Annotated in this window: 24 protein-coding genes; 11 read left to right on the forward strand and 13 right to left on the reverse strand. The window is 58.9% G+C overall.

Translation table 11 applies throughout. The features are described 5' to 3' along the window. Window positions 1–64: 64 nt before the first annotated feature. From ACTJKS_RS14155 to colR, 5 genes are all read right to left on the reverse strand, one after another. Window positions 65–292 (reverse strand): hypothetical protein, encoded by a 228-nt coding sequence (locus ACTJKS_RS14155; protein WP_041068407.1) that lies wholly within the window; start codon window positions 290–292, stop codon window positions 65–67. Window positions 293–294: 2 nt separating this feature from the next. After that, on the reverse strand, window positions 295–1,008 hold the full coding sequence (locus ACTJKS_RS14160; RefSeq protein ID WP_086791790.1) for a lipopolysaccharide kinase InaA family protein: 714 nt from the start codon (window positions 1,006–1,008) through the stop codon (window positions 295–297). 4 nt (window positions 1,009–1,012) lie between these two features. Then, window positions 1,013–1,681: a class I SAM-dependent methyltransferase gene (locus tag ACTJKS_RS14165; RefSeq protein WP_041068703.1), complete on the reverse strand. Its 669-nt coding sequence runs from the start codon at window positions 1,679–1,681 to the stop codon at window positions 1,013–1,015. Window positions 1,682–1,832: 151 nt separating this feature from the next. Further along, window positions 1,833–3,107 carry a sensor histidine kinase gene (locus tag ACTJKS_RS14170; RefSeq protein WP_108183662.1) on the reverse strand — a complete coding sequence of 425 codons (1,275 nt, stop codon included), beginning with the start codon at window positions 3,105–3,107 and terminating at the stop codon, window positions 1,833–1,835. Continuing rightward, complete coding sequence (colR, locus tag ACTJKS_RS14175) at window positions 3,097–3,780, reverse strand: two-component system response regulator ColR (protein ID WP_041068401.1); 684 nt, start codon at window positions 3,778–3,780, stop codon at window positions 3,097–3,099. The genes ACTJKS_RS14170 and colR overlap by 11 nt, the downstream gene beginning before the upstream one ends. Window positions 3,781–3,981: 201 nt before the next feature. Between colR and ACTJKS_RS14180 the strand changes: the two genes are divergently transcribed. Next, complete coding sequence (locus ACTJKS_RS14180) at window positions 3,982–5,931, forward strand: LTA synthase family protein (RefSeq protein ID WP_086791788.1); 1,950 nt, start codon at window positions 3,982–3,984, stop codon at window positions 5,929–5,931. A gap of 214 nt (window positions 5,932–6,145) precedes the next feature. Here ACTJKS_RS14180 and groL read toward each other — a convergent pair whose 3' ends face one another. The 4 genes from groL to ACTJKS_RS14200 form a co-directional block, all read right to left on the reverse strand. After that, window positions 6,146–7,792, reverse strand: a complete 1,647-nt coding sequence (gene groL, locus ACTJKS_RS14185) for a chaperonin GroEL (RefSeq protein ID WP_007964008.1) — start codon at window positions 7,790–7,792, stop codon at window positions 6,146–6,148. A 50-nt stretch (window positions 7,793–7,842) separates the two neighbouring features. Continuing rightward, window positions 7,843–8,136, reverse strand: coding sequence for a co-chaperone GroES (locus ACTJKS_RS14190; protein WP_003227685.1), 294 nt, complete (start codon window positions 8,134–8,136; stop codon window positions 7,843–7,845). Window positions 8,137–8,394: 258 nt separating this feature from the next. Further along, on the reverse strand, window positions 8,395–8,871 hold the full coding sequence (locus ACTJKS_RS14195) for an FxsA family protein (RefSeq protein WP_086791786.1): 477 nt from the start codon (window positions 8,869–8,871) through the stop codon (window positions 8,395–8,397). A 65-nt stretch (window positions 8,872–8,936) separates the two neighbouring features. Then, on the reverse strand, window positions 8,937–9,668 hold the full coding sequence (locus ACTJKS_RS14200; RefSeq protein ID WP_108183664.1) for a HugZ family pyridoxamine 5'-phosphate oxidase: 732 nt from the start codon (window positions 9,666–9,668) through the stop codon (window positions 8,937–8,939). 164 nt (window positions 9,669–9,832) lie between these two features. Here ACTJKS_RS14200 and ACTJKS_RS14205 point away from each other — a divergent pair, with 164 nt between their 5' ends. Beyond that, the gene (locus ACTJKS_RS14205; RefSeq protein ID WP_041068700.1) at window positions 9,833–10,591 is read left to right on the forward strand and encodes an SDR family oxidoreductase; all 759 of its coding nucleotides are present in this window, start codon (window positions 9,833–9,835) and stop codon (window positions 10,589–10,591) included. 98 nt (window positions 10,592–10,689) lie between these two features. Here the strand turns inward: ACTJKS_RS14205 and apbC are convergent, their stop codons facing one another. Then, window positions 10,690–11,784 (reverse strand): iron-sulfur cluster carrier protein ApbC, encoded by a 1,095-nt coding sequence (gene apbC, locus ACTJKS_RS14210; protein ID WP_262948214.1) that lies wholly within the window; start codon window positions 11,782–11,784, stop codon window positions 10,690–10,692. Window positions 11,785–12,105: 321 nt separating this feature from the next. Between apbC and metG the strand changes: the two genes are divergently transcribed. The 8 genes from metG (at window position 12,106) to ACTJKS_RS14250 (ending at window position 19,139) form a co-directional block, all read left to right on the forward strand. Next, window positions 12,106–14,157, forward strand: coding sequence for a methionine--tRNA ligase (gene metG / locus ACTJKS_RS14215; RefSeq protein WP_108183666.1), 2,052 nt, complete (start codon window positions 12,106–12,108; stop codon window positions 14,155–14,157). A 132-nt stretch (window positions 14,158–14,289) separates the two neighbouring features. Beyond that, on the forward strand, window positions 14,290–14,859 hold the full coding sequence (locus ACTJKS_RS14220; RefSeq protein ID WP_262948215.1) for an electron transport complex protein RnfA: 570 nt from the start codon (window positions 14,290–14,292) through the stop codon (window positions 14,857–14,859). Next, on the forward strand, window positions 14,856–16,067 hold the full coding sequence (rsxB, locus tag ACTJKS_RS14225; RefSeq protein WP_198758234.1) for an electron transport complex subunit RsxB: 1,212 nt from the start codon (window positions 14,856–14,858) through the stop codon (window positions 16,065–16,067). The genes ACTJKS_RS14220 and rsxB overlap by 4 nt, the downstream gene beginning before the upstream one ends. Beyond that, complete coding sequence (locus tag ACTJKS_RS14230; RefSeq protein ID WP_108183669.1) at window positions 16,054–17,037, forward strand: RnfABCDGE type electron transport complex subunit D; 984 nt, start codon at window positions 16,054–16,056, stop codon at window positions 17,035–17,037. The genes rsxB and ACTJKS_RS14230 overlap by 14 nt, the downstream gene beginning before the upstream one ends. Continuing rightward, complete coding sequence (locus ACTJKS_RS14235; protein WP_108183670.1) at window positions 17,034–17,639, forward strand: RnfABCDGE type electron transport complex subunit G; 606 nt, start codon at window positions 17,034–17,036, stop codon at window positions 17,637–17,639. Before ACTJKS_RS14230 ends, ACTJKS_RS14235 begins: the two co-directional genes overlap by 4 nt. After that, entirely contained in the window at window positions 17,636–18,217 is a 582-nt protein-coding gene (locus ACTJKS_RS14240; protein WP_108183671.1) for an Rnf-Nqr domain containing protein, read from the forward strand. The genes ACTJKS_RS14235 and ACTJKS_RS14240 overlap by 4 nt, the downstream gene beginning before the upstream one ends. Further along, window positions 18,214–18,852: an endonuclease III gene (gene nth / locus ACTJKS_RS14245; RefSeq protein WP_003227707.1), complete on the forward strand. Its 639-nt coding sequence runs from the start codon at window positions 18,214–18,216 to the stop codon at window positions 18,850–18,852. Before ACTJKS_RS14240 ends, nth begins: the two co-directional genes overlap by 4 nt. A gap of 107 nt (window positions 18,853–18,959) precedes the next feature. Next, window positions 18,960–19,139 carry a PA3496 family putative envelope integrity protein gene (locus tag ACTJKS_RS14250; RefSeq protein WP_041068377.1) on the forward strand — a complete coding sequence of 60 codons (180 nt, stop codon included), beginning with the start codon at window positions 18,960–18,962 and terminating at the stop codon, window positions 19,137–19,139. 87 nt (window positions 19,140–19,226) lie between these two features. On the opposite strand, the gene ACTJKS_RS14255 is transcribed toward ACTJKS_RS14250, so the two are convergent. Then, on the reverse strand, window positions 19,227–19,853 hold the full coding sequence (locus ACTJKS_RS14255; protein WP_003227711.1) for a response regulator transcription factor: 627 nt from the start codon (window positions 19,851–19,853) through the stop codon (window positions 19,227–19,229). 496 nt (window positions 19,854–20,349) lie between these two features. Between ACTJKS_RS14255 and ACTJKS_RS14260 the strand changes: the two genes are divergently transcribed. Beyond that, a complete protein-coding gene (locus ACTJKS_RS14260) occupies window positions 20,350–21,054 on the forward strand; it encodes a hypothetical protein (protein WP_108183672.1) in 705 nt (234 codons plus the stop codon). A 149-nt stretch (window positions 21,055–21,203) separates the two neighbouring features. Here ACTJKS_RS14260 and ACTJKS_RS14265 read toward each other — a convergent pair whose 3' ends face one another. Both ACTJKS_RS14265 and ACTJKS_RS14270 read right to left on the reverse strand, forming a co-directional pair. Further along, window positions 21,204–22,421 carry an argininosuccinate synthase gene (locus ACTJKS_RS14265; RefSeq protein WP_027612065.1) on the reverse strand — a complete coding sequence of 406 codons (1,218 nt, stop codon included), beginning with the start codon at window positions 22,419–22,421 and terminating at the stop codon, window positions 21,204–21,206. A gap of 129 nt (window positions 22,422–22,550) precedes the next feature. Further along, a complete protein-coding gene (locus tag ACTJKS_RS14270; RefSeq protein WP_108183674.1) occupies window positions 22,551–23,459 on the reverse strand; it encodes a flagellar protein MotY in 909 nt (302 codons plus the stop codon). Between the last annotated feature and the right edge of the window lie 95 nt (window positions 23,460–23,554).

Consider the following 23,554-nt stretch of genomic DNA (forward strand, 5'->3'; position numbering starts at 1 on the left):
ATTTTCATTCATGCATAAAAAAGGCCTCGCATCTGCGAGGCCTTTCATTTTGGCTTCAATCGGTTCAACTCTGTGGCCTCATCCCTTGAGAAAGTCCGAACATGAACAACAACAGATCATGGTCGGGTTTAGTCGCCACGGTGGCTTTCGCCACCCGTGGTACTGCGCAGTGAGCATCGCCGGTAGTGGCACCGATCACCTGCATGCGGGGCTGCTCCCAGGCCGCCACCGCCAATGAAGCAACTGCCAAGGCTCCAACCAAAAACAAACCTCGTGCAATTTCGAGTTTCATCGCTATAAACCTTTGATAGCGCTGCCAAACGCCGTCTCATAAAAGTAGACGAGTTTTTTCCAGTCCGTGTCGCTGAACGACGAATGGCGACGCAATTGCTTCATGTCATGGGAGGCCGCGCGATAAGCGGTCAGACGCTGGCGGCATTTTTCCAGATCGATCAATGCCACTTCGACCTGCGCCGCGTCGCCCTCACCGGTCACCCGTACAAATACGTGTTTGATGTAGATACAGCTGTGCTGCCAGCGGCCCTTGTGCATGCGCGCCAGGTTTTCTGCCAGGTCCTTGAGCACGCGCTCGTAGACGGCTTCGCCGTATTGCGCACGACCACCGGCGGCTTCCCACTTTTCAAGTTCGTCGAAGCCGTCCAGTGATTTGGTCACCAACAGCGCACGCCACTTGTGTTGCGGATCGGGCTGCGCGCCGCAGAAGACGATTTGCGGTACGCGGACGCCGAGACGGCTGACGCCGGTCAGCGCATCCAGCTCGCGCAAGACCGTCGGACGGCCGAAAGGATGCAACCAGCTGCGATAGATATGTCCGGTCTGGCGCTTGGCATACAGTAACTGGCCGTCACGGCCCACGACCCGTTGCACACCACTTTCCCCGCCACGGCGTACGTTGGGCTCTTCCACCCATTCACCGCGCTGGTTCCAGTAGTAATCGAAGCGATCCTGGGGAGCGACTTCCGTTTCTGCTGCTATTTGCACCACCATCCTGTTACCTCTTGCGTAATACGTAAACCCGCCACATGGCATAGAGCGGGATAAAATCGAGTTGTTCCTGAATGCGAAAACCTGCTTCTTCGAATTCTTTTTCAACTGTCACAGCCGGTAACACAAACCGGTTCTGGTAACCTTCCTGCCCGCGACGCCGCTCGGCGCGCTTGCGCTTCCAGGCCTTGAAATTACCGTCCACCCACAACGAAATGATGACGCTATCACGGGTGACGCGCTCGAACTCGCGCAGAATCGCCCGCCGGTGCTCGGCTTCACCGATGTGATGCAGCAACCGCATGCAGAAAATGCTGTCGACGGCGTTATCGGGCAAAGCAATGTCGAACGCTGACGTGTGCAAAGGTTGTACCCGTTTCACGACGTCAGCCGGTTGCGATTGCATCGCGGTCTTGATCATCGACTCGGAATTGTCCGCACCAATGATCACCCGGTTGGGCTTTTCAGCCAGCAACGGCCAGAAACGCCCTGCACCGCACGGCAGATCCAGAACCAGCCCCGGCTCGCCAGCCAGCGTCAACGCCTTGCGGGCCAACTGCTCGTCCCGCCAGTGAGACAACCGACGACCTAGACCGTCCTGATGCTTGCGCAAATATTTTTGTGCATGCTGGTCATCATACTTTTCGGAAAAATCGAGCTTGATCGGTCTGCTCATCATGGGGGCTCCTGATTGACTGATACCCTTACCATAGGTAGTGGCATGTCAGCGTCAGGTCGTCCCTATGTGAAAATTACGTCAGGTAAACCGACAAATTATTACAGGGTTTTACACGCGAAAAGCAATAGCGCGGGGCCATCAACGATCTTCAGCGCTTGCCCAGCGTGACCTCGAAGCGGCAACCATTGGGCTCCATGGTGCTCAACGTCACCTCCCAGCCCTGGTTTTCACAGATTCGCTGCACCAGTGACAAGCCCAGCCCCAAGCCTTCACCGCGCTTTTCATTGCCACGCACGAAGGGCTGGAACATGGCCTCGCGTTTTTCCTCGGGGATGCCCACACCCGAGTCTTCGACAACGAAACCGTTGTCGTTGAGTGTCAGGCGAATGAATCCATGTTCGGTGTAGTGACAGGCATTGCGCAGCAGATTACCCATGACTGCGCTGAGCAGGGTGGCATTGAAGCAGGTGTCCGGCGGGTTGCCCGACTCGTACATCAGTCGCAGCCCTTTCGACTCGATCGGTTCACGCCAGATACCCAGCAGACCGTCGGCCACCTGGGCAATGGTCTGCTGCGGCGCGGAACCGGCGTCTTCCCGCTGAGCGCGGGCGAGCATCAGGAAGGTCTGCACCAGTTCGCGCATTTCCTCGCTGGCTCGGGCAATTCGCTCGACCTGGGCCCGACCGCGCTGATCCAGCCCCGGGTTTTCCAGAAGCAGCTCGCAGGAACTGGCCAACACCATCAACGGCGTACGCAGTTCGTGGCTGACATCGCTGGTGAACAGCCGCTCGCGGGTCAGTGCCTGCCGCAGACGCCCGAGCGTGGCATCGAACGCCACCGCCAGTTCGCCGACCTCATCCGCCGCATAATCCGGCGCCAGGGGTGGCGCCAGCCCCAGCAATTGATCGCGGTGGCGCACTTGCCGCGCCAGGCGCACCACTGGCGCCATGACCTTGCGCGCCAACACCCAGCCGAGAAACACCGCCAGCGCCAGACTGAGCACAAAACCCACCAGCACCACGGCAAACAGCACGCGTTCACGTTCTTCGAAATCGCTTTGATCCTGCAGCAGGACATAACGACGGCCGTCGACGATCTCGACCATCGCGTGATAAGACAACTGCTCGCGGAACACTTCGTGGAAGCCCGCATCAAGGTGACGCAGATCCTTGGGCAGCTCGAAATCGCCTGGCCCACCGCTGAAATAGAACAACTGATCCGGTTCCGGGCGATGGCTCCAGTCCGAGACGTTGTCCATCAGCAACAGACGTTGTAGGTCGCCGCCCAGCCCCGCCGAAATCAGTTTTTCCTCCACCAGGTGCACGGTCGCCACAATACCCATGGCGAAGGCCCCGGCCACCAGCGCACTCATCAGCGCAAAGGCGATGATGATCCGCTGGGAAAGGCTTTGCTTAAACTCCATCACGCCCCTCGGCCAGGCGGTAACCCACGCCGTGCACGGTTTGCAGCAACGGTTTGGCGAAGGGCTTGTCGATCACCTGACGCAATTGATGGACATGGCTGCGCAGGCTGTCGCTGTCCGGGCAGTCATCGCCCCACAGCGCTTCTTCGAGAATTTCCCGCCGCAGGACGTGAGGGCTCTTCTGCATCAACACCGCCAGCAGTTTGAGGCCGACCGGGTTGAGCTTGAGCAGCTTGCCCTCGCGGGTCACTTCCAGGGTGTCGAGGTCGTAGCTCAGGTCACCGACCTGCAGCGCACGGCGTCCGCCACCCTGAGTCCGGCGCATGACGGCCTCGACGCGCGCCGCCAGTTCGGACAGGGCAAACGGCTTGACCAGGTAATCGTCGGCCCCGGACTTGAAGCCCTGCAGACGATCGTCCAGTTGATCGCGGGCGGTGAGCATGATCACCGGCGTGTCGCGCCGCGCGTCTTCACGCAGGCGCTTGCACAGGGTGTAGCCATCGATCCCGGGCAACATGATGTCGAGCACAATCAGGTCGTAATGCTCGGTGGCCGCCAGATGCAAGCCCGACAAACCGTCCTGGGCGCAATCGACGGTATAGCCTTTGAGCCCCAGGTAATCGGCCAGATTGGCCAGGATATCGCGGTTGTCTTCGACCAATAGAATTCGCATTGGCATTTCCTCCGTACAGTAACGGCCGTCTTGGCCCGCGCAGCTTAAGGCCTACGCCGGTTCAGGGCTAGGGCCGGCATACGCGCAAGTCCATTTGCCCGGACAAATTAAATAATTAACAAAGTTTTCACTATCGATTCACAACCTGATTACAGTGACGCCGCGACACTCGCGCGCCATTGATATAAGGAAAACGAGACAATGGACTCTTTCAAGACAGCGCCCATGCGCTTTCTGCTGCTGATCACCGGCGCCTGGCTGGTCATTTTTCTCCTGACGCGAGCAGTCTTGCTGCTGACTCACCTGGATGAGGCCGGTGGTCTCGCCCTTTCCGTGTTCGGCATCGGTGCGCTGTATGACCTGGGGTTCCTTGCCTACGCGGCACTGCCCATGGGCCTGTACCTGCTGCTCTGCCCGCCGGGCCTGTGGCGTCGTCGCGGACATCGCGGATTCCTGCGCGTCCTGCTGACGATCAGCCTGTTCGCCATGTTGTTCGTGGCGGTGGCCGAATGGCTGTTCTGGGACGAGTTCGGTGTGCGCTTCAACTTCATCGCCGTCGATTACCTGGTGTACTCCGACGAAGTGCTGAACAACGTCCTCGAATCCTACCCGATCGGCAAACTGCTGAGCCTCCTCGCCGTATTGGCCGTGGTCATCAGTTTCGCTTTGCGCAAGCCGTTCAATGCCGCCATGAATGCTCCGCTGCCAGCGCTGCGCGGACGTCTGCTCAGTGCCTTGGGCCTGTTGATCGTCGCGGGCCTGAGCCTGCAACTGCTCAGCCAGGACGCCCCTCGTGCCCAGGGCGGCAACGCCTACCAGAACGAACTGGCCAGCAACGGTCCGTATCAGTTCTTCGCCGCGTTCCGTAACAATGAACTGGACTACACCCAGTTCTACAAAAGCCTGCCGGCGGAAAAAGTCGCCAGCCAGATCCGATCCGAGCTGAGTGAAAGCGACGCGCGCTTCATTGGCAAAGATCCACAGGACATCCGCCGGGTGATCGACAATCCGGGTACCCCGCGCAAGCCGAACATCGTGCTGGTGACCATCGAAAGCCTGAGCGCCAAGTACCTGGGCAGCAACGGCGACGGTCGCAACCTGACGCCGAACCTCGACGCCTTGCGCAAGCAGAGTCTGTACTTCAATAACTTCTACGCCACCGGCACCCGCACTGACCGCGGTCTGGAAGCCATCACCCTGGCCATCCCGCCAACGCCGGGCCGCTCGATCGTCAAGCGCATCGGTCGTGAGAGCGGTTTCGCCAGCCTTGGCCAACAGCTCAGCGCCGTAGGTTACGACAGTGTGTTCGTCTACGGCGGACGCGGTTACTTCGACAACATGAACGCGTTCTTCAGCGGCAACGGCTATCGCGTCGTCGATCAGAGCAGCGTCGATGAAGCCGAAATCCACTTCAAGAACGCCTGGGGCATGGCCGACGAAGATCTGTATCGCCAGACCCTGAAACTGGCGGACGCCGACTACGCCAAACAGCAGCCGTTTCTGCTGCAACTAATGACCACCTCAAACCATCGCCCTTACACCTACCCGGACAACCGCATCGACATCAAGTCCGGAAACGGCCGCGATGGCGCGGTGAAGTACACCGACTATGCGATTGGCCAGTTCCTCGAGCAGGCGCGGCAGAAACCGTGGTTCGACAATACGATCTTCATTTTCGTCGCTGACCACACTGCAGGCAGTGCCGGTAAAGAAGACTTGCCGATCACCAACTATCAGATCCCGCTGTTCATCTATGCGCCGAAAATGATCGAGGCTCGCGAAAGCGCGCAACTGGCCAGCCAGATCGATCTGGCCCCGACGCTGCTGGGCCTGTTGAACCTGGATTACACCTCGACGTTCTTCGGCCGCAACCTGTTGCAGGACAACCCGCTGCCACCGCGCGTGGTGGTCGGCAACTATCAGCATCTGGGCCTGTTCGATGGCAAGGATCTGGCGATCCTCAGTCCGCGCCAGGGCTTGCGCCGGCATGACGATGCGTTGACCGAGAGCCGTGAATCGCGGGTCAGCAGTGACGATCCGCTGGTCAGCCGGGCGATTGCGTATTACCAGGCGGCCAGTTATGGCTTCAAACAGCAGTTGTTGAGCTGGAAGCCTGTGAAAGAAGAGGCTCCGCAGGTCAGTGATCGTTAACTGAAGATGGACGTTGTTGTGTCAGTCAGCCTCTGTGTTGACTGACATGACGCCATCGCTGGCGAGCCAGCTCCCACNATTGCGCTAAACCTGTGGGAGCTGGCTCGCCAGCGATGGGCGCACCTCGGTATAGCGCCAACGACAAATCGAAGGCAATAAAAAACCCCGCCTGCTCATCGCAGGCGGGGTTTTTCATTACAGGGGTAAGGCTGGCTTACATCATGCCGCCCATGCCACCCATGCCGCCCATGTCTGGCATACCGCCGCCAGCCGAGCCTTCTTTCTTCGGTGCATCAGCAACAGCTGCTTCGGTGGTCAGGATCAGACCGCCGATCGAGGCTGCAGCTTGCAGAGCGGAACGGGTGACCTTGGTTGGGTCCAGGATGCCCATTTCGATCATGTCGCCGTATTCGCCGGAAGCAGCGTTGTAACCGAAGTTACCTTTGCCGTTCTTCACTTCGTTGACCACTACGCTTGGCTCGTCACCGGAGTTGGCAGCGATCTGACGCAGCGGCGCTTCAACAGCGCGACGCAGCACAGCGATACCGACGTTCTGGTCAGCGTTGTCGCCGGTCAGTTCGGTCAGGGCTTCCAGAGCACGGATCAGCGCAACGCCACCGCCAGGTACAACGCCTTCTTCAACGGCTGCACGGGTTGCGTGCAGGGCGTCTTCAACGCGGGCCTTCTTCTCTTTCATTTCAACTTCGGAACCAGCGCCAACCTTGATCACTGCAACGCCGCCGGACAGTTTGGCCAGACGCTCTTGCAGTTTTTCACGGTCGTAGTCCGAGGAGGTTTCGGCAACCTGGGCGCGGATCTGAGCGATACGGGCTTCGATGTCGCCTTGTACGCCAGCACCGTCAACGATGATGGTGTTTTCCTTGGACAGGGTCACGCGCTTGGCATTACCAAGGTGCTCCAGGGTGGTGCTTTCCAGGCTCAGGCCGATCTCTTCGGAGATCACGGTACCGCCGGTCAGAACTGCGATGTCCTGCAGCATGGCCTTGCGACGGTCGCCGAAGCCTGGCGCCTTGACGGCTGCAACCTTGACGATGCCACGCATGTTGTTCACGACCAGAGTCGCCAGGGCTTCGCCTTCAACGTCTTCGGCAACGATCAGCAGTGGACGGCCGGCTTTGGCAACGGCTTCCAGCACTGGCAGCATTTCGCGGATGTTCGAGATCTTCTTGTCGACCAGCAGGATCAGCGGGCCGTCGAGCTCGGCAACCATGGTGTCCGGCTTGTTGACGAAGTACGGGGACAGGTAGCCACGGTCGAACTGCATGCCTTCTACAACCGACAGTTCGTTTTCCAGGCCCGAGCCTTCTTCAACGGTGATCACGCCTTCTTTACCGACCTTTTCCATGGCTTCGGCAATGATGTCGCCGATGGAGTTGTCGGAGTTGGCGGAGATGGTGCCGACCTGAGCGATCGCCTTGGTGTCAGCGCATGGCTTGGACAGGGCTTTCAGCTCTTTGACGATGGCGATGGTCGCTTTGTCGATACCGCGCTTCAGGTCCATCGGGTTCATGCCGGCAGCGACGGCTTTCAGGCCTTCGTTGACGATCGACTGAGCCAGAACGGTCGCAGTGGTAGTACCGTCACCAGCGTCATCGTTGGCACGGGAGGCAACGTCTTTGACCAGCTGCGCGCCCATGTTTTCGAAGCGATCTTCGAGTTCGATTTCCTTGGCGACGGAAACGCCGTCCTTGGTGATGGTCGGAGCGCCGAAGCTCTTCTCGAGGATCACGTTACGGCCTTTCGGGCCCAGGGTCGCTTTTACCGCGTCAGCCAGAACGTTGACGCCTTTGAGCATCTTGGAGCGAGCGGCATCGCCGAACTTAACTTCTTTAGCAGCCATGATCGATATTCCTTAAATACTTTGTAGTAACGGGAAAATGAGCGGGGAAATCAGCCTTCCAGTACAGCGAGAATCTCGTTCTCAGCCATTACCAGCAGGTCTTCGCCGTCGACTTTCACAGTGTTGCTGCCGGAGTAAGGACCGAACACAACCTTGTCGCCGACTTTAACGGCCAGCGCACGCACTTCACCGTTTTCCAGAGTCTTGCCTGGGCCTGCAGCGACGATCACACCGTGGTTGGCTTTTTCAGCAGCCGAACCTGGCAGGACGATACCGCCAGCGGTTTTCTTTTCTTCTTCGCTGCGACGGATGACGACGCGGTCATGCAGAGGACGAAGCTTCATTGTCGATCTCTCCTAATTGTGGTTTTCATCGGCCGGTGTAGTCCCGGCGGGTTTAACAAATCCGGCCTGCGCCGGTTGCGGTTCGTCGAGCGAACCGCGGAAGTCTGTCCGGCTTGAATGCCGGAAACCTTTCGGTGACCGATACATAAGGGCGCATAAGCTTATTACAAGGGCGGGGACAGAAAATTTTTCATCATGTGCCCCTTGAATGCCGCGCATAAAGAAACGGCACCCGAAGGTGCCGTGTCGATGCAGGGGTTACTGGCTGTCGCGATGTTCGAACTCGCCTTCGATCACATCACCCTCGCGACCCAGAGGCTGACGCGGTGCAGGACCACCACGCGGTTGCAGGTCGTCGGCGAAAGCACGCTGACGGATGGCCTGCTCCTCGGCGCGCTGGCGCATCTTGTTCGCCAGCAGGCGACGGGTGAACGGCAACAACATCACCAGACCGACCACGTCACTGACGAAACCCGGCAGGATCAGCAGGCCACCGGCCAGTGCCAGCATCAGGCCTTCAAGCATGGTCTGCGCGGGCAGTTCACCGCGATTCAGGCTTTCACGGGCACGCAGTGCTGTGGCCAGACCGGCGATGCGCAGCACGAACACGCCAAACATCGAGCCGAGAATGATCAGCAGCAGGGCCGGGAAAAACCCGATCGCCCCTGCCACTTTGACGAATACGAACAGCTCCAGCACCGGAAACAGCAGAAAGAGCAACAAAAAAGGGCGCATCAAAGATTCCTCAACGCAAGAAATGCCTTGCAGTAAGCCTTAGATGACGTCGCCCTTTCGTGAATTCAAGCGTCGGCCACTGCATTTTTTGGCCAGACCTCGGCGTGAGCCAGAGAAACCAAGGCCTCGCGCACTTGTATCGGCGTATGACAAGGCGCTGGAAACGGCAGCCAATACAGTGCCTGACCGATGCGCAGGTGCATGCCTTCGCTGTCGATCCCGGCCAGTTGCGCCGGCACGGTTTGCGGCAATCCGCTGAGTTCCACGTAATGCGCGATGGCTTGGGCGTGATCGCTGTTCATATGCTCGACCATGCTGATTTCCGCCTTGCCGGCAAACGGGTTGGCCAGGGTCAACTGATCGACCCAGTGAATCGCGCCGAAACCGCCGATGTAGCGGTGACGTACCGGGTTGAGCACCCAGAAATCAAAATCGTGAGCCTTGTGGTAATTCTGCGAATCGGGGAAATAACGGTAGTAACGCTCGGCGGCGGCTTCGATAGCCGCCGGCTCTTCGAGCTTTTGCGCCTCGGCCAGATAGGTCAGGCGACCAACGGCCTGCACGTCGTCGGCCTCGCGTTCCCCCACCAGCAGCGAACACTTCGGGTCTTTCTGCAGGTTGTGAGTGTGCTGGGCGATGCGGCTGATCAGGATCAGCGGCCGGCCTTGCTCGTCCAGACAATACGGCACCACTGAGCCGAACGGGAAACCGGGCATCGATTTGGAGTGGGTCGACAATACGCCACGGTATTCCTTGAGAAGCAATTCTCGGGCATTCTTGGCCGCTTCAACGCTCAATTTATGACTCCTTAAATAGAATCCGTCGAAAAAACGGACAGGCGCCTGGGGATAAGTCCCTGTAACGCCATCGGGCAATGCTCATGTGCAATCTGGCCATACCGGTACAGATCGAGCGTCGCCAATAACAAAAAACCACTCAGACCGGCTATCGGGGCATGCGCATGCAACTCAACGACAAAGTAATCATTATCACCGGCGGTTGCCAGGGTTTGGGCCGCTCCATGGCCGAGTATTTCGCCGGCAAAGGCGCCAGGCTCGCACTGGTCGACCTCAATCAGGAAAAACTCGATGACGCGGTGGCAGCCTGCAAAGCCAAGGGCGTCGAGGCGCGCAGCTATCTGTGCAACGTGGCCAATGAAGAACAGGTTGAGCACATGGTCGCGCAGGTTGCCGAAGATTTCGGCGCGATCCACGGCCTGATCAACAACGCCGGAATCCTGCGCGATGGCCTGCTGCTCAAGGTCAAAGATGGCGAAATGACCAAAATGAGCCTGGCCCAGTGGCAGGCGGTGATCGACGTCAACCTGACCGGCGTCTTCCTGTGCACCCGTGAAGTGGCGGCGAAAATGGTCGAGCTGAAGACCAGTGGCGCGATCATCAACATTTCCTCGATCTCCCGCGCCGGTAACGTCGGCCAGACCAACTATTCCGCCGCCAAGGCTGGCGTGGCCGCAGCCACTGTGACCTGGGCCAAGGAACTGGCGCGTTACGGCATTCGTGTGGCGGGCATTGCGCCGGGCTTCATCGAAACCGAGATGACCCTGGGCATGAAGCCGGAAGCGCTGGAGAAGATGACCTCGGGGATTCCGCTCAAGCGCATGGGCAAGCCGGAAGAGATTGCCCATTCGGCAGCGTACATCTTCGAGAACGACTACTACACCGGGCGGATTCTGGAGATGGATGGCGGGTTGCGCATCTAAAGCAAGATCAAAAGATCGCAGCCTGCGGCAGCTCCTACATNATAGAGCTTTTCTGTAGGAGCTGCCGCAGGCTGCGATCTTTTAGCAAACGACGCCGATCAATCGTCGCTGATGCTGATATTCGGCATCGCCGGCGTCGCCGCTTCCTGCAACACAATGCGCGCGCCGACGTGGCGGGCCAGTTCCTGATAGACCATCGCGATCTGGCTGTCCGGTTCGGCGATCACCGTTGGCTTGCCGCCATCGGCCTGCTCGCGGATCAGCATCGACAGCGGCAGCGAGGCCAGCAGTTCAACGCCATATTGGGTGGCCAGTTTCTCGCCGCCGCCCTCACCGAACAGATGCTCGGCATGTCCGCAGTTCGAGCAGATGTGCACCGCCATGTTTTCCACCACGCCCAGCACCGGAATGTTGACCTTGCGGAACATTTCCACGCCTTTGCGCGCATCGAGCAACGCCAGATCCTGCGGGGTGGTGACGATCACCGCACCGGCCACCGGGACTTTCTGCGCCAGGGTCAATTGGATGTCGCCAGTGCCTGGCGGCATGTCGATGACCAGATAATCCAGATCGCCCCACGCGGTTTGCGTCACCAGTTGCAGCAACGCGCCGGAGACCATCGGCCCGCGCCAGACCATCGGCGTGTTGTCGTCGGTCAGGAACGCCATCGACATGACTTCGACACCGTGGGCCTTGAGCGGCAAAAACCACTTCTGATCCTTGATCTCGGGACGGGTGCGCTCGGGGATGCCGAACATGATGCCCTGGCTCGGGCCATAAATATCAGCGTCGAGAATCCCCACTTTGGCGCCTTCGCGGGCCAGCGCCAGCGCGAGGTTGGCCGCGGTGGTCGACTTGCCCACACCGCCCTTGCCCGACGCCACGGCGACCACATTCTTGACGTTGGCCAGCCCCGGGATCTGCGCCTGAGCCTTGTGCGCGGCGATCACGCTGTTGACCTCGACCCTGGCGATCGTCACCCCATCAAGATTTTCGATGGCCAGTTGCAGCAACTGCGCCCAGCCGCTCTTGAACAGGCCGGCGGCGTAGCCGATTTCCAGCTGAACCTTGACGCGGTCGCCATCGATCTCGATGTGCTTCACGCAACCGGCGCTGACCGGGTCCTGGTTCAGGTAGGGGTCGGTGTATTGGCTGAGGACGGCTTCCACCGCTGCGCGAGTGACGGCACTCATGGGCAACTCCGATAACAAGACTGGGAAAAGATGGCGGGTATCGTACGCTGGACGCTGATTTGTGGCGAACTGATTACTTCAACCCGTTAACCCCTGTGGCGAGGGGATTTATCCCCGATCGGCTGCGCAGCAGTCGCAAAACCATCACCCGCAGTGTGTCTGACAGGCCCTGATATCGGGTTTGGGGGCGGCTTCGCCACCCATCGGGGATAAATCCCCTCGCCACAAATGCTCTCAAAGTACCCAGCGGCACAGGGTGAAAAATATGCGCCAGCGCTTTATAGTGGCCGACCTCCGTTTCATCAAGTAGCGAAGCCCCACATGTCCGAACCACGCAAGATCCTCGTCACCAGCGCCCTGCCCTATGCCAACGGTTCGATCCACCTTGGCCATATGCTGGAATACATCCAGACCGATATGTGGGTGCGCTTCCAGAAGCATCGCGGCAATCAATGCATTTATGTCTGCGCCGACGACGCCCACGGTTCGGCGATCATGCTGCGCGCGGAAAAGGAAGGCATCACCCCGGAACAACTGATCGCCAATGTGCAGGCTGAACACAGCGCCGACTTTGCCGAGTTCCTGGTCGACTTCGACAACTTCCACTCCACTCACGCCGAAGAAAACCGTGAGCTGTCGAGCCAGATCTATCTGAAGCTGCGCGATGCCGGGCACATTGCCCAGCGCTCGATCACCCAGTATTTCGACCCGGAAAAGAAAATGTTCCTGGCCGACCGCTTCATCAAGGGCACCTGCCCGAAATGCGGCACTGAAGACCAGTACGGCGACAACTGCGAAAAATGCGGTGCAACCTACGCCCCGACCGACCTGAAGGATCCGAAGTCGGCCATCTCCGGCGCGACTCCGGTGCTCAAGGATTCCCAGCACTTCTTCTTCAAGCTGCCAGACTTCCAGCAGATGCTGCAGACCTGGACCCGCAGCGGCACCCTGCAGGACGCCGTGGCCAACAAGATCGCCGAGTGGCTGGACGCCGGCCTGCAACAGTGGGACATCTCCCGCGATGCGCCGTACTTCGGTTTCGAGATCCCGGGCGAGCCGGGCAAATATTTCTATGTGTGGCTGGATGCGCCGATCGGCTACATGGCGAGCTTCAAGAACCTCTGCGACCGCACGCCGGAGCTGGACTTCGACGCGTTCTGGGGCAAGGACTCCACCGCCGAGCTGTACCACTTCATCGGCAAGGACATCGTCAACTTCCACGCCCTGTTCTGGCCTGCCATGCTCGAAGGCGCCGGTTTCCGCAAGCCGACCGGGATCAACGTGCACGGCTACCTGACCGTCAACGGCCAGAAGATGTCCAAGTCCCGTGGCACGTTCATCAAGGCCCGTACCTACCTGGATCACCTGTCGCCGGAATACCTGCGTTACTACTACGCGGCCAAATTGGGCCGTGGTGTCGATGACCTCGACCTGAACCTCGAAGACTTCGTGCAGAAGGTCAACTCCGACCTGGTCGGCAAAGTGGTCAACATCGCCAGCCGTTGCGCCGGTTTCATCCACAAGGGCAACGGCGGCCTGCTGGTCGACAACAATGCTGCGCCAGAACTGACCGAAGCCTTCCTTGCCGCGGCGCCAAGCATTGCCGACGCCTATGAAGCCCGCGACTTTGCCCGCGCCATGCGTGAAACCATGGCCCTGGCCGACCGCGCCAACGCCTGGATCGCCGACAAGGCCCCATGGTCGCTGAACAAGCAGGAAGGCAAGCAGGATGAAGTCCAGGCGATCTGCGCCACCGGCATCAACCTGTTCCGCCAACTGGTGATCTTCCTCAAACCGGTGCTGCCACTGCTGGCCGCCGACGCCGAGGCATTCCTCAACGTCGCCCCGCTGACCTGGAACGACCACACCACGCTGCTGGCCAACCATCAGCTCAATGAATTCAAGCCGTTGATGACCCGCATCGACCCGGTGAAAGTGCAAGCCATGACCGACGCCTCGAAAGAAGACCTGACCGCCAGCCAGACCGACACCGGTGCCGCCGCGCCTGCGGGCAACGGCGAACTGGCCAAGGATCCGCTGTCGCCGGAAATCGACTTCGACACCTTTGCTGCCGTCGACCTGCGCGTGGCTTTGATCGTCAAGGCTGAACACGTGGAAGGTGCGGACAAGCTGCTGCGCCTGACGCTGGACATCGGTGACGAGCAGCGCAACGTATTCTCCGGGATCAAGAGCGCTTACCCGGACCCGTCGAAACTCGACGGTCGCCTGACCATGATGATCGCCAACCTCAAGCCGCGGAAAATGAAGTTCGGCATCTCCGAAGGCATGGTGATGGCCGCCGGCCCTGGCGGTGAGGAAATCTACCTGCTGAGCCCGGACAGCGGCGCCAAGCCGGGTCAACGCATCAAGTAAGACCCAGCGCTGAAACGATCCCACAGGCATGTTCTGCAGGCCTGTGGGATTTTTCATATCTGGCCCACCCTTCGCGGGTGCCGGATAATGCCTAACCTTAAGTGACACCCGCCCGTTACTGCCGGCAGAACCATGACCGAACTTGCGCTTACGCTGATCAGTGCCGCCCTGCTCAACAACTTCGTGTTGCACTGGCCGCTGGGCGTCGATCCGTTGCTGGCCGGCAGTCGGCGCCAGGTGCATGCGCTGGGGCTGGCGACGGCGTGCCTGATGCTGAGCGTCGGCATCTCCGGTTACGCAATCTGGCACTGGCTGCTGGTACCGCTGCAACTGCAGGCCCTGCACCTGTTCGTGTTCTTGCCGCTCAACGCGCTGCTGATCGCGCCGGTATTGAAACTGCTGACCCGTGCGCTGCCTGACTGGCCCTTCGATGGGCTATGGCCATTGTTGTTGGGCAATGCCGGCGTGCTCGGGCTGGCCTTGATCAATGCGCATAATGATCGTGGCCTGCTGCAGGCAACAGCGTTGAGCCTGGGCGCCGGGCTGGGTTTCTGGCTGGTGCTGAGCCTGTTCAGCGACTTGCGTGAACGCACGGCGGACAACGACATTCCCCTGCCCTTTCGCGGCTTGCCGATCGACCTGATCGGCGCCGGACTGATCGCAGTGATTTTTCTCGGATTCAGTGGACTGATCAAAACATGAGTCTGATTCAACTCATCGATGCCCTCCTGCCGCAGACCCAGTGCGGCAAATGCGGCCACCCCGGGTGCAAGCCCTATGCGCAAGGCATCGTCGACGGCGAACCGATCAACAAGTGCCCGCCCGGCGGCGACGAAACCATCGCCGCCCTGGCTGAACTGTTGAAAGTACCGGTGCTGGAACTGGACGTCAGCCGTGGCGCGGCACCGCCGCAAGTGGCGTACATCCGCGAAGCCGAGTGCATCGGCTGCACCAAGTGCATCCAGGCCTGCCCGATCGACGCCATCGTCGGCGCGGCGAAACTGATGCACACCGTGCTGATCGACGAATGCACCGGTTGCGACCTGTGCGTGGCACCGTGTCCGGTGGATTGCATCGAGATGCACCCGTTGCCGCTCGGCACCTTGCCGGTGGTCGGTGGCCTGGCGACCAGCCTTGAAGAGCTGCGCGCACGCACGGCCAAACGCGATCATGCGCGCCAGCGTTTCGAACGCCGCAACGCCCGCCTGCAACGCGAAGAACAGCACAAACAGGCTGAGCGCGAAGCCCGCGCGCAACGGGCTGCGCAACCGGCGACGGCCACTCTCGATCCGGTGCAGGCAGCTCTGGAACGGGTGCGCGCGCAGAAAGCCGCAACCGCCGATGCGGCGCTGAAGAAAGCCAAGATCGATGTCGCCATGAGCCGCGCGCAATTGCACAAATCGCTGAAAGCCTTCGGTCATCCGCCGACCTTCGAACAGCAATCGCAACTGATCGTGCTGCAACAGCAGTTCGAAGCGGCAGAACAGGCGCTGGCAAAACTCGAAAGCAGCGCCGCCGTTCCAGCCGCTGCGGTTCCGGCTCCAGCGAAAGACGCGGATCTGAAACGGGCAAAAATCCAGTTGGCCATGCGTCGCGCCGAACTGAAAAAGGCTCAGACCGCCGAAGCACCCGCGCAGCAGATTGCCACGCTGGAACAGGCACTGCGTGATGCTGAGCAAGCCCTGCATGTGGCAGAGGCGGCCAGTGAGCAGCCTGTGCCTGATCTGGTCCGGGTGGAAAAGCGCCCGATCGACAACCAGCTCCGCCAGTTGAAAACCGAATTGGCCTACGCCCGCGCCGACCTGAGCAAACTCGAACGCCGCGCCGACACACCGAATGACATCCTCGACAAGGCCCGCGCTCGCCTGCTGGCCGCCGAGCGTCAGGTGCAAGACCATGTCGCCCCGTGAGGCACCGGATGATCGCCTGCAACAGGCGATGAGGCAGGTGCTGCTGGCCACGCTGCCGGGATTGTTGGCACTGTTCTGGTGTTACGGCTGGGGCGTGCTGATCAATTTGATTCTGGCGGCGAGCACGGCGCTGCTGATCGAAGCTGGCGTCACCCGCCTGCGGCGCCAACCTTTGCAACCGACGCTCAGCGATGGCAGCGCGCTGGTCAGCGCGACACTGCTGGCCGCTGCCCTGCCGCCTTACTGCCCGTGGTGGCTGACCGTGACCGCGGTGACTTCGGGTCTGCTGTTCGGCAAGCATTTGTACGGTGGTGTCGGCAAGAATCCGTTCAACCCGGCCATGCTCGGTTTCGCCCTGGCGATGGTGCTGTTCCCACAACCGATGACCCACTGGCCGGCGCACGGCATGAATCTGCAGGCCGCTTTTGCCCAAGTCCTGAATCTGGGCCAGGCCCCGGACGCCTGGGTGCAGGCCACTGCGCTGGACAGTCTGCGCATCAACAAGAGCCTGACCATGGATGAGTTGTTCGCCGCCAACCCGGCGTTCGGCCGCTTTGGCGGACGCGGCGTGGAGTTGATCAATCTGGCGTTTCTCGCCGGCGGGCTGTGGCTGTTGCAGCGCCGGGTAATCGCCTGGCAAGCGCCGGTCGGCATGCTTGCCAGCCTGTTTGTCGTCAGCCTGCTCTGCTGGAACGGTTCGGGTTCGGATTCCCACGGCTCACCGCTGTTTCATCTGTTGAGCGGGGCAACCATGCTCGGTGCCTTTTTCATCATCACCGAACCGGTGTCGGGCGCCAAAAGTCCGCTGGCCCGGCTGCTGTTCGGCGTTGGCGTCGGCTTGCTCACCTACCTGATCCGCACCTGGGGCGGCTACCCGGACGGCGTTGCATTTGCCGTGTTGCTGATGAATCTCTGCGTGCCAGCGCTGGAACGTTTTGCCGCCGCCCGCCAGACGCAGGTGCAATCATGAGCCGCACGGTTTCTGTTGTGACGCTCGTGCTGCTGGCCGGCGCAGGGCTCGGCCTGACTTATGTGGTGCAACGCGCCAGTGCGCCGCAGATTGCCAGCGAGCAAGCCCTGCTCGACAGCCGCAAGCTGCTCGATGTGCTCGCGGCCGATGCATACGACAATCAGCCGCTGAAGCAGCCACTGGCGTTGACTGATACGACGTTGAGCCACAGCAAACTGCTGGCGGGTTACCGCGCCAGCAAAGCCGGGCAGCCGGTGGCGGTGCTGTTGCGCACGCAGACTGAGGGCTATGCCGGCGTTATCGAACTGCTGATCGCCATCGATGCCAACGGCAGACTGTTGGGGGTCAAAACCCTGCGGCACAACGAAACGCCCGCACTCGGCGGACTGATTGGCGACTGGCCGAACCACTGGCTGGCGACATTTGCCGGGCAATCGCGTCACGCGCCTGACGACGCAGGCTGGGCGCTGAAAAAGGATCAGGGACAGTTCGATCAACTGGCGGGCGCGACCATCACCTCCCGGGCCACCGTCAATGCCATCCACGACGCCCTGCGCTACTTTGATGAGCACCGGACAACCTTGCTGGGGATCGGATCATGAACCGGCCGACGAACCTGACGAACGCTTCGATGCTGGTTGTGCTACTTGGCACCAGTACAACACTGGCTAGCGCACTGGGCATGCTGCTGATGTCGGGCATCGTCGTGGCGGTTTACGGTGTCTGTTTCGGCGCATTGCGCTCGCGACTGTCTGACCGCGACCGGATGCTGGCCAGTCTGCTGCTGGCCGCCACCCTGACCAGTTGCACCAATATCCTCGCGCAACGCTGGGCGTTGCAGTGGCAACAGTCACTCGGAATCTATACCGGGCTGATCGCCTTGCAATGCGTGGTGCTGGAATACAATGGATTCTTTGCTCAGGCATTTGGCCTGCGCCTGAAATTTTTTGGCTTGTCGAGCGGGTTGCTGATCGCGCTGGCTGGACTGCGTGAACTGTTCGGTCAGGGGCATATCGGCCGTGGCCTGCCTGAGCACTGGCAAGGCCTGGTGCTGTTCAACGAAGGGCTGCACCTGTTCACCCTGGTTCCCGGCGCCTTTATCGTGCTTGGGCTTCTGCTCGCCGCCCGCCAGGCCTGGACCCGCTCGAACGCTCTCTCCAAGGAAACACATCATCCATGAATGCCGCAAAACGTCTGGAAATCTTCCGCAGACTTCACGAAGACAATCCCGAGCCGAAGACCGAACTGGCCTATTCTTCGCCGTTCGAGTTGTTGATCGCGGTCATTCTTTCGGCGCAATCAACCGACGTCGGCGTCAACAAGGCCACGGCCAAACTGTTCCCGGTGGCTAACACCCCCGCTGCAATCCACGCATTGGGCGTCGAAGGGCTGTCCGAATACATCAAAACCATCGGTCTCTATAACAGCAAAGCGAAAAACGTGATCGAGACCTGCCGCATGCTGGTCGAATTGCACAATGGCGAAGTCCCGCAGACGCGCGAAGAACTGGAAGCGCTGCCCGGCGTCGGCCGCAAGACGGCCAACGTGGTCCTGAATACCGCTTTCCGTCAGTTGACCATGGCGGTCGACACGCACATTTTTCGCGTGAGCAACCGCACCGGTATTGCCCCGGGTAAAAATGTCGTTGAAGTTGAAAAGAAGCTGATGAAATTTGTGCCAAAAGACTACCTGCTGGATTCTCACCACTGGCTGATTCTGCACGGTCGCTATGTGTGTCTGGCGCGCAAGCCACGCTGTGGCAGCTGCCGAATCGAGGATTTGTGCGAGTACAAACACAAAACCTCTGACGATTGATTGGCTATTGGAATAATTGATTTATCGATTGAAAAAATCTTTTTTACCCGCAGCAGGAATATCGATATAAGGAGCGCCAAAGGCAGTCTTAGCCTGGAGTTCACCTTATGACTGACAGCAAAGAACAACTGGATGTAGATGACGATTTCACCGCTGTAGAAACCGACGACGCCGAACCGGTGGTCGAAGTCGCCAAGACCAATCTGAGCAAACGCCGCACCATCGACAACCTGCTTGAGGAGCGCCGACTGCAAAAGCAATTGGCCGATTACGATTTTGATCTTTGACACTTGAAAGCCTCCCTGACCGGAGGCTTTTTACTTTCTGCAGCATCTGACATGGCGCAGCCCACGTTGCCTCGGGCTTCAGGAGCATCAGACAAGCCCGTTGCGTTGCGCCAGTTCAATCAGATCCACCAACGACCGGGCATTGAGTTTCAATAGCAGGCGGGTCTTGTAAGTGCTGACCGTCTTGTTGCTGAGAAACATGCCATCGGCGATTTCCTTGTTCGTTTTACCTCGCGCCAATTGCTGCAACACCATCATTTCCCGCCCGGACAGGCGGTCTACCATATCGGCCTCGCTGGCATTACCGAGGCTGGTACGTACGGTATGCAGGGCCTGATTGGGAAAATAACTGTATCCGGACAGTACGGCTTTGATCGCACTGAGCAGCTCTGTCAGATCCTGCTGTTTACAGACATACCCTGCCGCCCCCGATTGCATGCAGCGCATTGAAAAATGCCCTGGGGCCTGGGAAGTCAACACCAAAACTTTCAAGGGCATCGGTGTCGAGTTCAAACGCGCAATAACTTCAAGACCATCGAGCTTCGGTATTCCAATATCCAGGATAACGATGTCCGGCATCTGTTCACGCGCAAGTTGCAACGCATCTACACCGTTATCCGTTTCTGCAATGACTTCGTAGCCATGACGCTCCATCAGCATACGCACAGCAAGACGAATGACGGGATGATCATCCACGATCAGCACTTTATTCATGGGCAAGTCCAGTTTCGCTGTTCGAATTTTTAGAGCACGCACAATAGCCCAGTCACTTCCGACATGGCACAAGAGAGTTCCATCGCACTCCCAGCGAAAGACATTCCCTACAACAAATAAAGACTATTCCTACAAAAAAACCCACTTACGCACTATTTCCATGACACAACTGTTTTTCCGCCCCCTGCACCGACGTGAAAAATACTACGCCCTGAAGCCCTTGCGCACTCGCTTTCAGAGCAAGTTGCTCATCGAATGCAGACAGAATATTGCTGTTCAATGAATACCTATGGCTCATCCGCGATCGGCACTTGGTAGATGACCAATTGTAAAAAACAACATAAAAACCATTCAAAGTACTTTAACAATCAATGTCTGAAACAAGATACTTCTACCCAACTGATTTTCTTTAATATAAAAATAGCCTCAAGTATAAACTTCAACCCACACCCAACCACTCCACCTATTGGAAACACACATTTAATGAGCACTCCCCATGATAAAAGTCAGAAAAAAGATAACCAACCCCATGACTATAATTGCGATATTTGCATTTATTTCCGAATCATCAGCCGCCATTTCCTTGCCTTTTTTAGATAACAACGAAAGGGAGGTCTATGTCTGGTTTCTGATCAGCTTCCCGTTTTACTTGTTGCTGCTGTTTTTTCTAACACTGAACTTCAACTACCGTTCTCTGTACGCCCCCTCGGATTTCGAGAAAGACGACAGCTTTCTAAAAACCTTTGAGGAACTCAAGACCACCGAGAGCAACCCGGATTTGTCTCCGACAGACACTTCCATTGCAACCGGAAAGAAATCAAATTCGAATAAACCAGAACGAACGCTACCAAAACAAGGTACTGACCAGACGCAATCCCATCGGTCTGCTGAAATAGCCTGCCCGGAGGAACTGTGGATTGAACACAACATTCAGTTCCCTAAACCCATGGGCACGTTGCGTGCCATAGATGTACGCCCGATGAACAACTCACAGGCGTTCAATACTCTGGTCGAACACTTTCCGCGCCTGGGCAAACAATCGGCCAAGGCAGTGCTATTTTTGACCGATTCCGCGTCCGAGATTTTGCTCAAGCAAATGACGCTCAGTCTTATCAGACAGTCGAAGAAAAGCGGCGGCGCGAAACTCTTTGTCGCCTATAACGTGAGTACACAAAGCACTACGGTTCTGAGCGAACTATGAAACGCAAGGCAGATGCCTGAAATGGGTATTCAAGAACCCCCCGGAATGGGCCGTAGCGACAGACAATCCAGGAGAGCGCCAGACGAGCATAAAAAAATGGCGGTATTGTCTAAGGACAAGCCGCCATTTTTTATACAGGCCTGCGTGACTTAAAACAGCTTGCGGCCCTTGTTGGCTGCAATGCGCATGCGCAGCGCGTTAAGCTTGATGAAGCCCGCCGCGTCAGCCTGGTTGTACGCGCCGCCGTCTTCTTCGAAGGTCGCGATATTGGCGTCGAACAGCGAATCGTCGGACTTGCGACCGGTGACGATCACGTTGCCTTTGTACAGCTTCAGACGAACCACACCGTTCACGTTGACCTGCGAAGCGTCGATCATCTGTTGCAGCATCAGACGCTCCGGGCTCCACCAGTAACCGGTGTAGATCAGGCTGGCGTACTTGGGCATCAACTCGTCTTTGAGGTGAGCGACTTCGCGGTCCAGAGTAATCGATTCGATGGCGCGGTGTGCACGCAGCATGATGGTGCCGCCCGGGGTTTCGTAGCAACCACGGGACTTCATGCCGACATAGCGGTTTTCCACGATGTCGAGACGGCCGATGCCATGAGCACCACCGATCTTGTTCAGCGTCGCCAGTACGGTGGCCGGAGTCATTTCGACGCCGTCCAGGGCAACGATGTCGCCGTTGCGGTAGGTCAGTTCCAGGTATTGCGGGGTGTCGGGAGCCTTCTCCGGGGAGACGGTCCAGCGCCACATGTCTTCTTCGTGCTCGGTCCAGGTGTCTTCCAGCACGCCGCCTTCATAAGAGATGTGCAGCAGGTTGGCGTCCATCGAGTACGGGGACTTCTTCTTGCCGTGACGCTCGATCGGGATCGCGTGCTTTTCGGCGTAGTCCATCAGCTTCTCGCGCGACAGCAGGTCCCACTCACGCCATGGCGCGATCACTTTCACGCCTGGCTTGAGCGCGTAGGCACCCAGTTCGAAACGCACCTGGTCGTTGCCCTTGCCGGTGGCGCCATGGGAAATGGCGTCGGCGCCGGTTTCGTTGGCGATTTCGATCAGGCGCTTGGCAATCAGCGGACGTGCGATGGAAGTACCCAGCAGGTACTCGCCTTCGTAAACGGTGTTGGCGCGGAACATCGGGAACACGAAGTCACGCACGAATTCTTCGCGCAGATCGTCAATGTAGATTTCTTTGACGCCCATGGCCTGAGCCTTGGCGCGAGCCGGCTCGACCTCTTCGCCCTGACCCAGGTCAGCGGTGAAAGTCACCACTTCACAGTTATAAGTATCCTGCAGCCACTTGAGGATCACCGAAGTGTCCAGGCCGCCGGAATACGCCAGAACGACCTTGTTTACGTCCGCCATGCCATCACTCCACGGGGTTCTACGGAAAGCCGAGGAGTCTACCGCTCAAATCCGATAATTTACAGAGGCGCGACAGCTTAAGACGACAAAGCGACAGAATCTGTCGAGAGCGCGACGATGACCGGTGGGTCAGGAAGTCGCTGCAGCATTGGCAGGCGTACTGGCTTGCGGGGCTGGCGCGGTAGTTGGTGCGACTCGCGCGAGCTTCACGCTGACCCGGCGATTCTTCGCCCGGTTAGCTGCATTGTTGTTCGGCACCAGCGGGTATTGCTCGCCGTGGAACCGCACGGTGATCTGCGATTCGGCGATGCCGTTGGCCTTGAAGAAGTCGACCACCGCCAGCGCGCGCCGGCGCGACAGTTCACGATTGGTCAGGCGATTACCGCTGTTGTCGGAATAGCCATCCAGTTCGATGTGATTGACCGTCGGGTCGGCCTTCATGAACTCGAGCATCACCTGCAGCCTGGCCTTGGCGTCGGCATCCAGATCGGTGCCTTCGCCAGGAAAGCCTATCTGAGACTGTTTCACCTGATCGAAATTCTGCGGCAGCAATTTCGCCACACACGTCTGGTAATCATTGAACGCTTTGCTGAACTTCACCGGCAACAGACGCACTTCCGAAACCCGGCCATCGCCGGACGCACGACGTACCACCGGACTGCGACCGTCGAGCAAACCGCTGATCAGCCCGCCGGCCTGGGATTGCGAACTGTTGAACAGCACGTTGCCGGTGCCGATTCTGACGCTGCCCAAATTGATGTCGTTGCGCCCCGGCTGCCAGGGCGCAGCTGCCGCGAGCAACGTCGCAGAACCGCCGCCGAGCATGGCGTTGTAGGCATTGAGGCGGAATATCGCCTGCTCGCCGGCCTTGCGCACGAACTGGCCCGAGCCGAAATCGGTGATCGGCTGGGTCAGACGGCACTCGAACTTGTCGCCCTCGACCGTCCACTCAATGTTCTCCAGACGCGTCTGGTAGGTGAGCGCCATCGCGGGGAGGCTGGCAAACACACTGAGCAAGGCTAAATATCGCTGGCGCACGGGAGGCTCCATTGGCTTCTGTAACACAAAGACCGATTCACACTATGTTTACGGCATACCTACGGGCTATCGGAAGGTTCCGGCAAAACTTGATA

The organism is Pseudomonas sp. 22189, assembly GCF_052045635.1.
In the GTDB taxonomy this organism is placed as follows: Bacteria; Pseudomonadota; Gammaproteobacteria; order Pseudomonadales; family Pseudomonadaceae; genus Aquipseudomonas; species Aquipseudomonas parakoreensis.

Excerpts from the sequence above, each read along its gene's own strand:
- ACTJKS_RS14155 (WP_041068407.1), bottom strand. The coding sequence starts at position 292 with ATGAAACTCGAAATTGCACGAGGTTTGTTTTTGGTTGGAGCCTTGGCA.
- ACTJKS_RS14160 (WP_086791790.1), bottom strand. The coding sequence starts at position 1,008 with ATGGTGGTGCAAATAGCAGCAGAAACGGAAGTCGCTCCCCAGGATCGC.
- ACTJKS_RS14165 (WP_041068703.1), bottom strand. The coding sequence starts at position 1,681 with ATGAGCAGACCGATCAAGCTCGATTTTTCCGAAAAGTATGATGACCAG.
- ACTJKS_RS14170 (WP_108183662.1), bottom strand. The coding sequence starts at position 3,107 with ATGGAGTTTAAGCAAAGCCTTTCCCAGCGGATCATCATCGCCTTTGCG.
- colR (WP_041068401.1), bottom strand. The coding sequence starts at position 3,780 with ATGCGAATTCTATTGGTCGAAGACAACCGCGATATCCTGGCCAATCTG.
- ACTJKS_RS14180 (WP_086791788.1), top strand. The coding sequence starts at position 3,982 with ATGGACTCTTTCAAGACAGCGCCCATGCGCTTTCTGCTGCTGATCACC.
- groL (WP_007964008.1), bottom strand. The coding sequence starts at position 7,792 with ATGGCTGCTAAAGAAGTTAAGTTCGGCGATGCCGCTCGCTCCAAGATG.
- ACTJKS_RS14190 (WP_003227685.1), bottom strand. The coding sequence starts at position 8,136 with ATGAAGCTTCGTCCTCTGCATGACCGCGTCGTCATCCGTCGCAGCGAA.
- ACTJKS_RS14195 (WP_086791786.1), bottom strand. The coding sequence starts at position 8,871 with ATGCGCCCTTTTTTGTTGCTCTTTCTGCTGTTTCCGGTGCTGGAGCTG.
- ACTJKS_RS14205 (WP_041068700.1), top strand. The coding sequence starts at position 9,833 with ATGCAACTCAACGACAAAGTAATCATTATCACCGGCGGTTGCCAGGGT.
- apbC (WP_262948214.1), bottom strand. The coding sequence starts at position 11,784 with ATGAGTGCCGTCACTCGCGCAGCGGTGGAAGCCGTCCTCAGCCAATAC.
- metG (WP_108183666.1), top strand. The coding sequence starts at position 12,106 with ATGTCCGAACCACGCAAGATCCTCGTCACCAGCGCCCTGCCCTATGCC.
- ACTJKS_RS14220 (WP_262948215.1), top strand. The coding sequence starts at position 14,290 with ATGACCGAACTTGCGCTTACGCTGATCAGTGCCGCCCTGCTCAACAAC.
- rsxB (WP_198758234.1), top strand. The coding sequence starts at position 14,856 with ATGAGTCTGATTCAACTCATCGATGCCCTCCTGCCGCAGACCCAGTGC.
- ACTJKS_RS14230 (WP_108183669.1), top strand. The coding sequence starts at position 16,054 with ATGTCGCCCCGTGAGGCACCGGATGATCGCCTGCAACAGGCGATGAGG.
- ACTJKS_RS14235 (WP_108183670.1), top strand. The coding sequence starts at position 17,034 with ATGAGCCGCACGGTTTCTGTTGTGACGCTCGTGCTGCTGGCCGGCGCA.
- ACTJKS_RS14240 (WP_108183671.1), top strand. The coding sequence starts at position 17,636 with ATGAACCGGCCGACGAACCTGACGAACGCTTCGATGCTGGTTGTGCTA.
- nth (WP_003227707.1), top strand. The coding sequence starts at position 18,214 with ATGAATGCCGCAAAACGTCTGGAAATCTTCCGCAGACTTCACGAAGAC.
- ACTJKS_RS14250 (WP_041068377.1), top strand. The coding sequence starts at position 18,960 with ATGACTGACAGCAAAGAACAACTGGATGTAGATGACGATTTCACCGCT.
- ACTJKS_RS14255 (WP_003227711.1), bottom strand. The coding sequence starts at position 19,853 with ATGAATAAAGTGCTGATCGTGGATGATCATCCCGTCATTCGTCTTGCT.
- ACTJKS_RS14260 (WP_108183672.1), top strand. The coding sequence starts at position 20,350 with ATGATAAAAGTCAGAAAAAAGATAACCAACCCCATGACTATAATTGCG.
- ACTJKS_RS14265 (WP_027612065.1), bottom strand. The coding sequence starts at position 22,421 with ATGGCGGACGTAAACAAGGTCGTTCTGGCGTATTCCGGCGGCCTGGAC.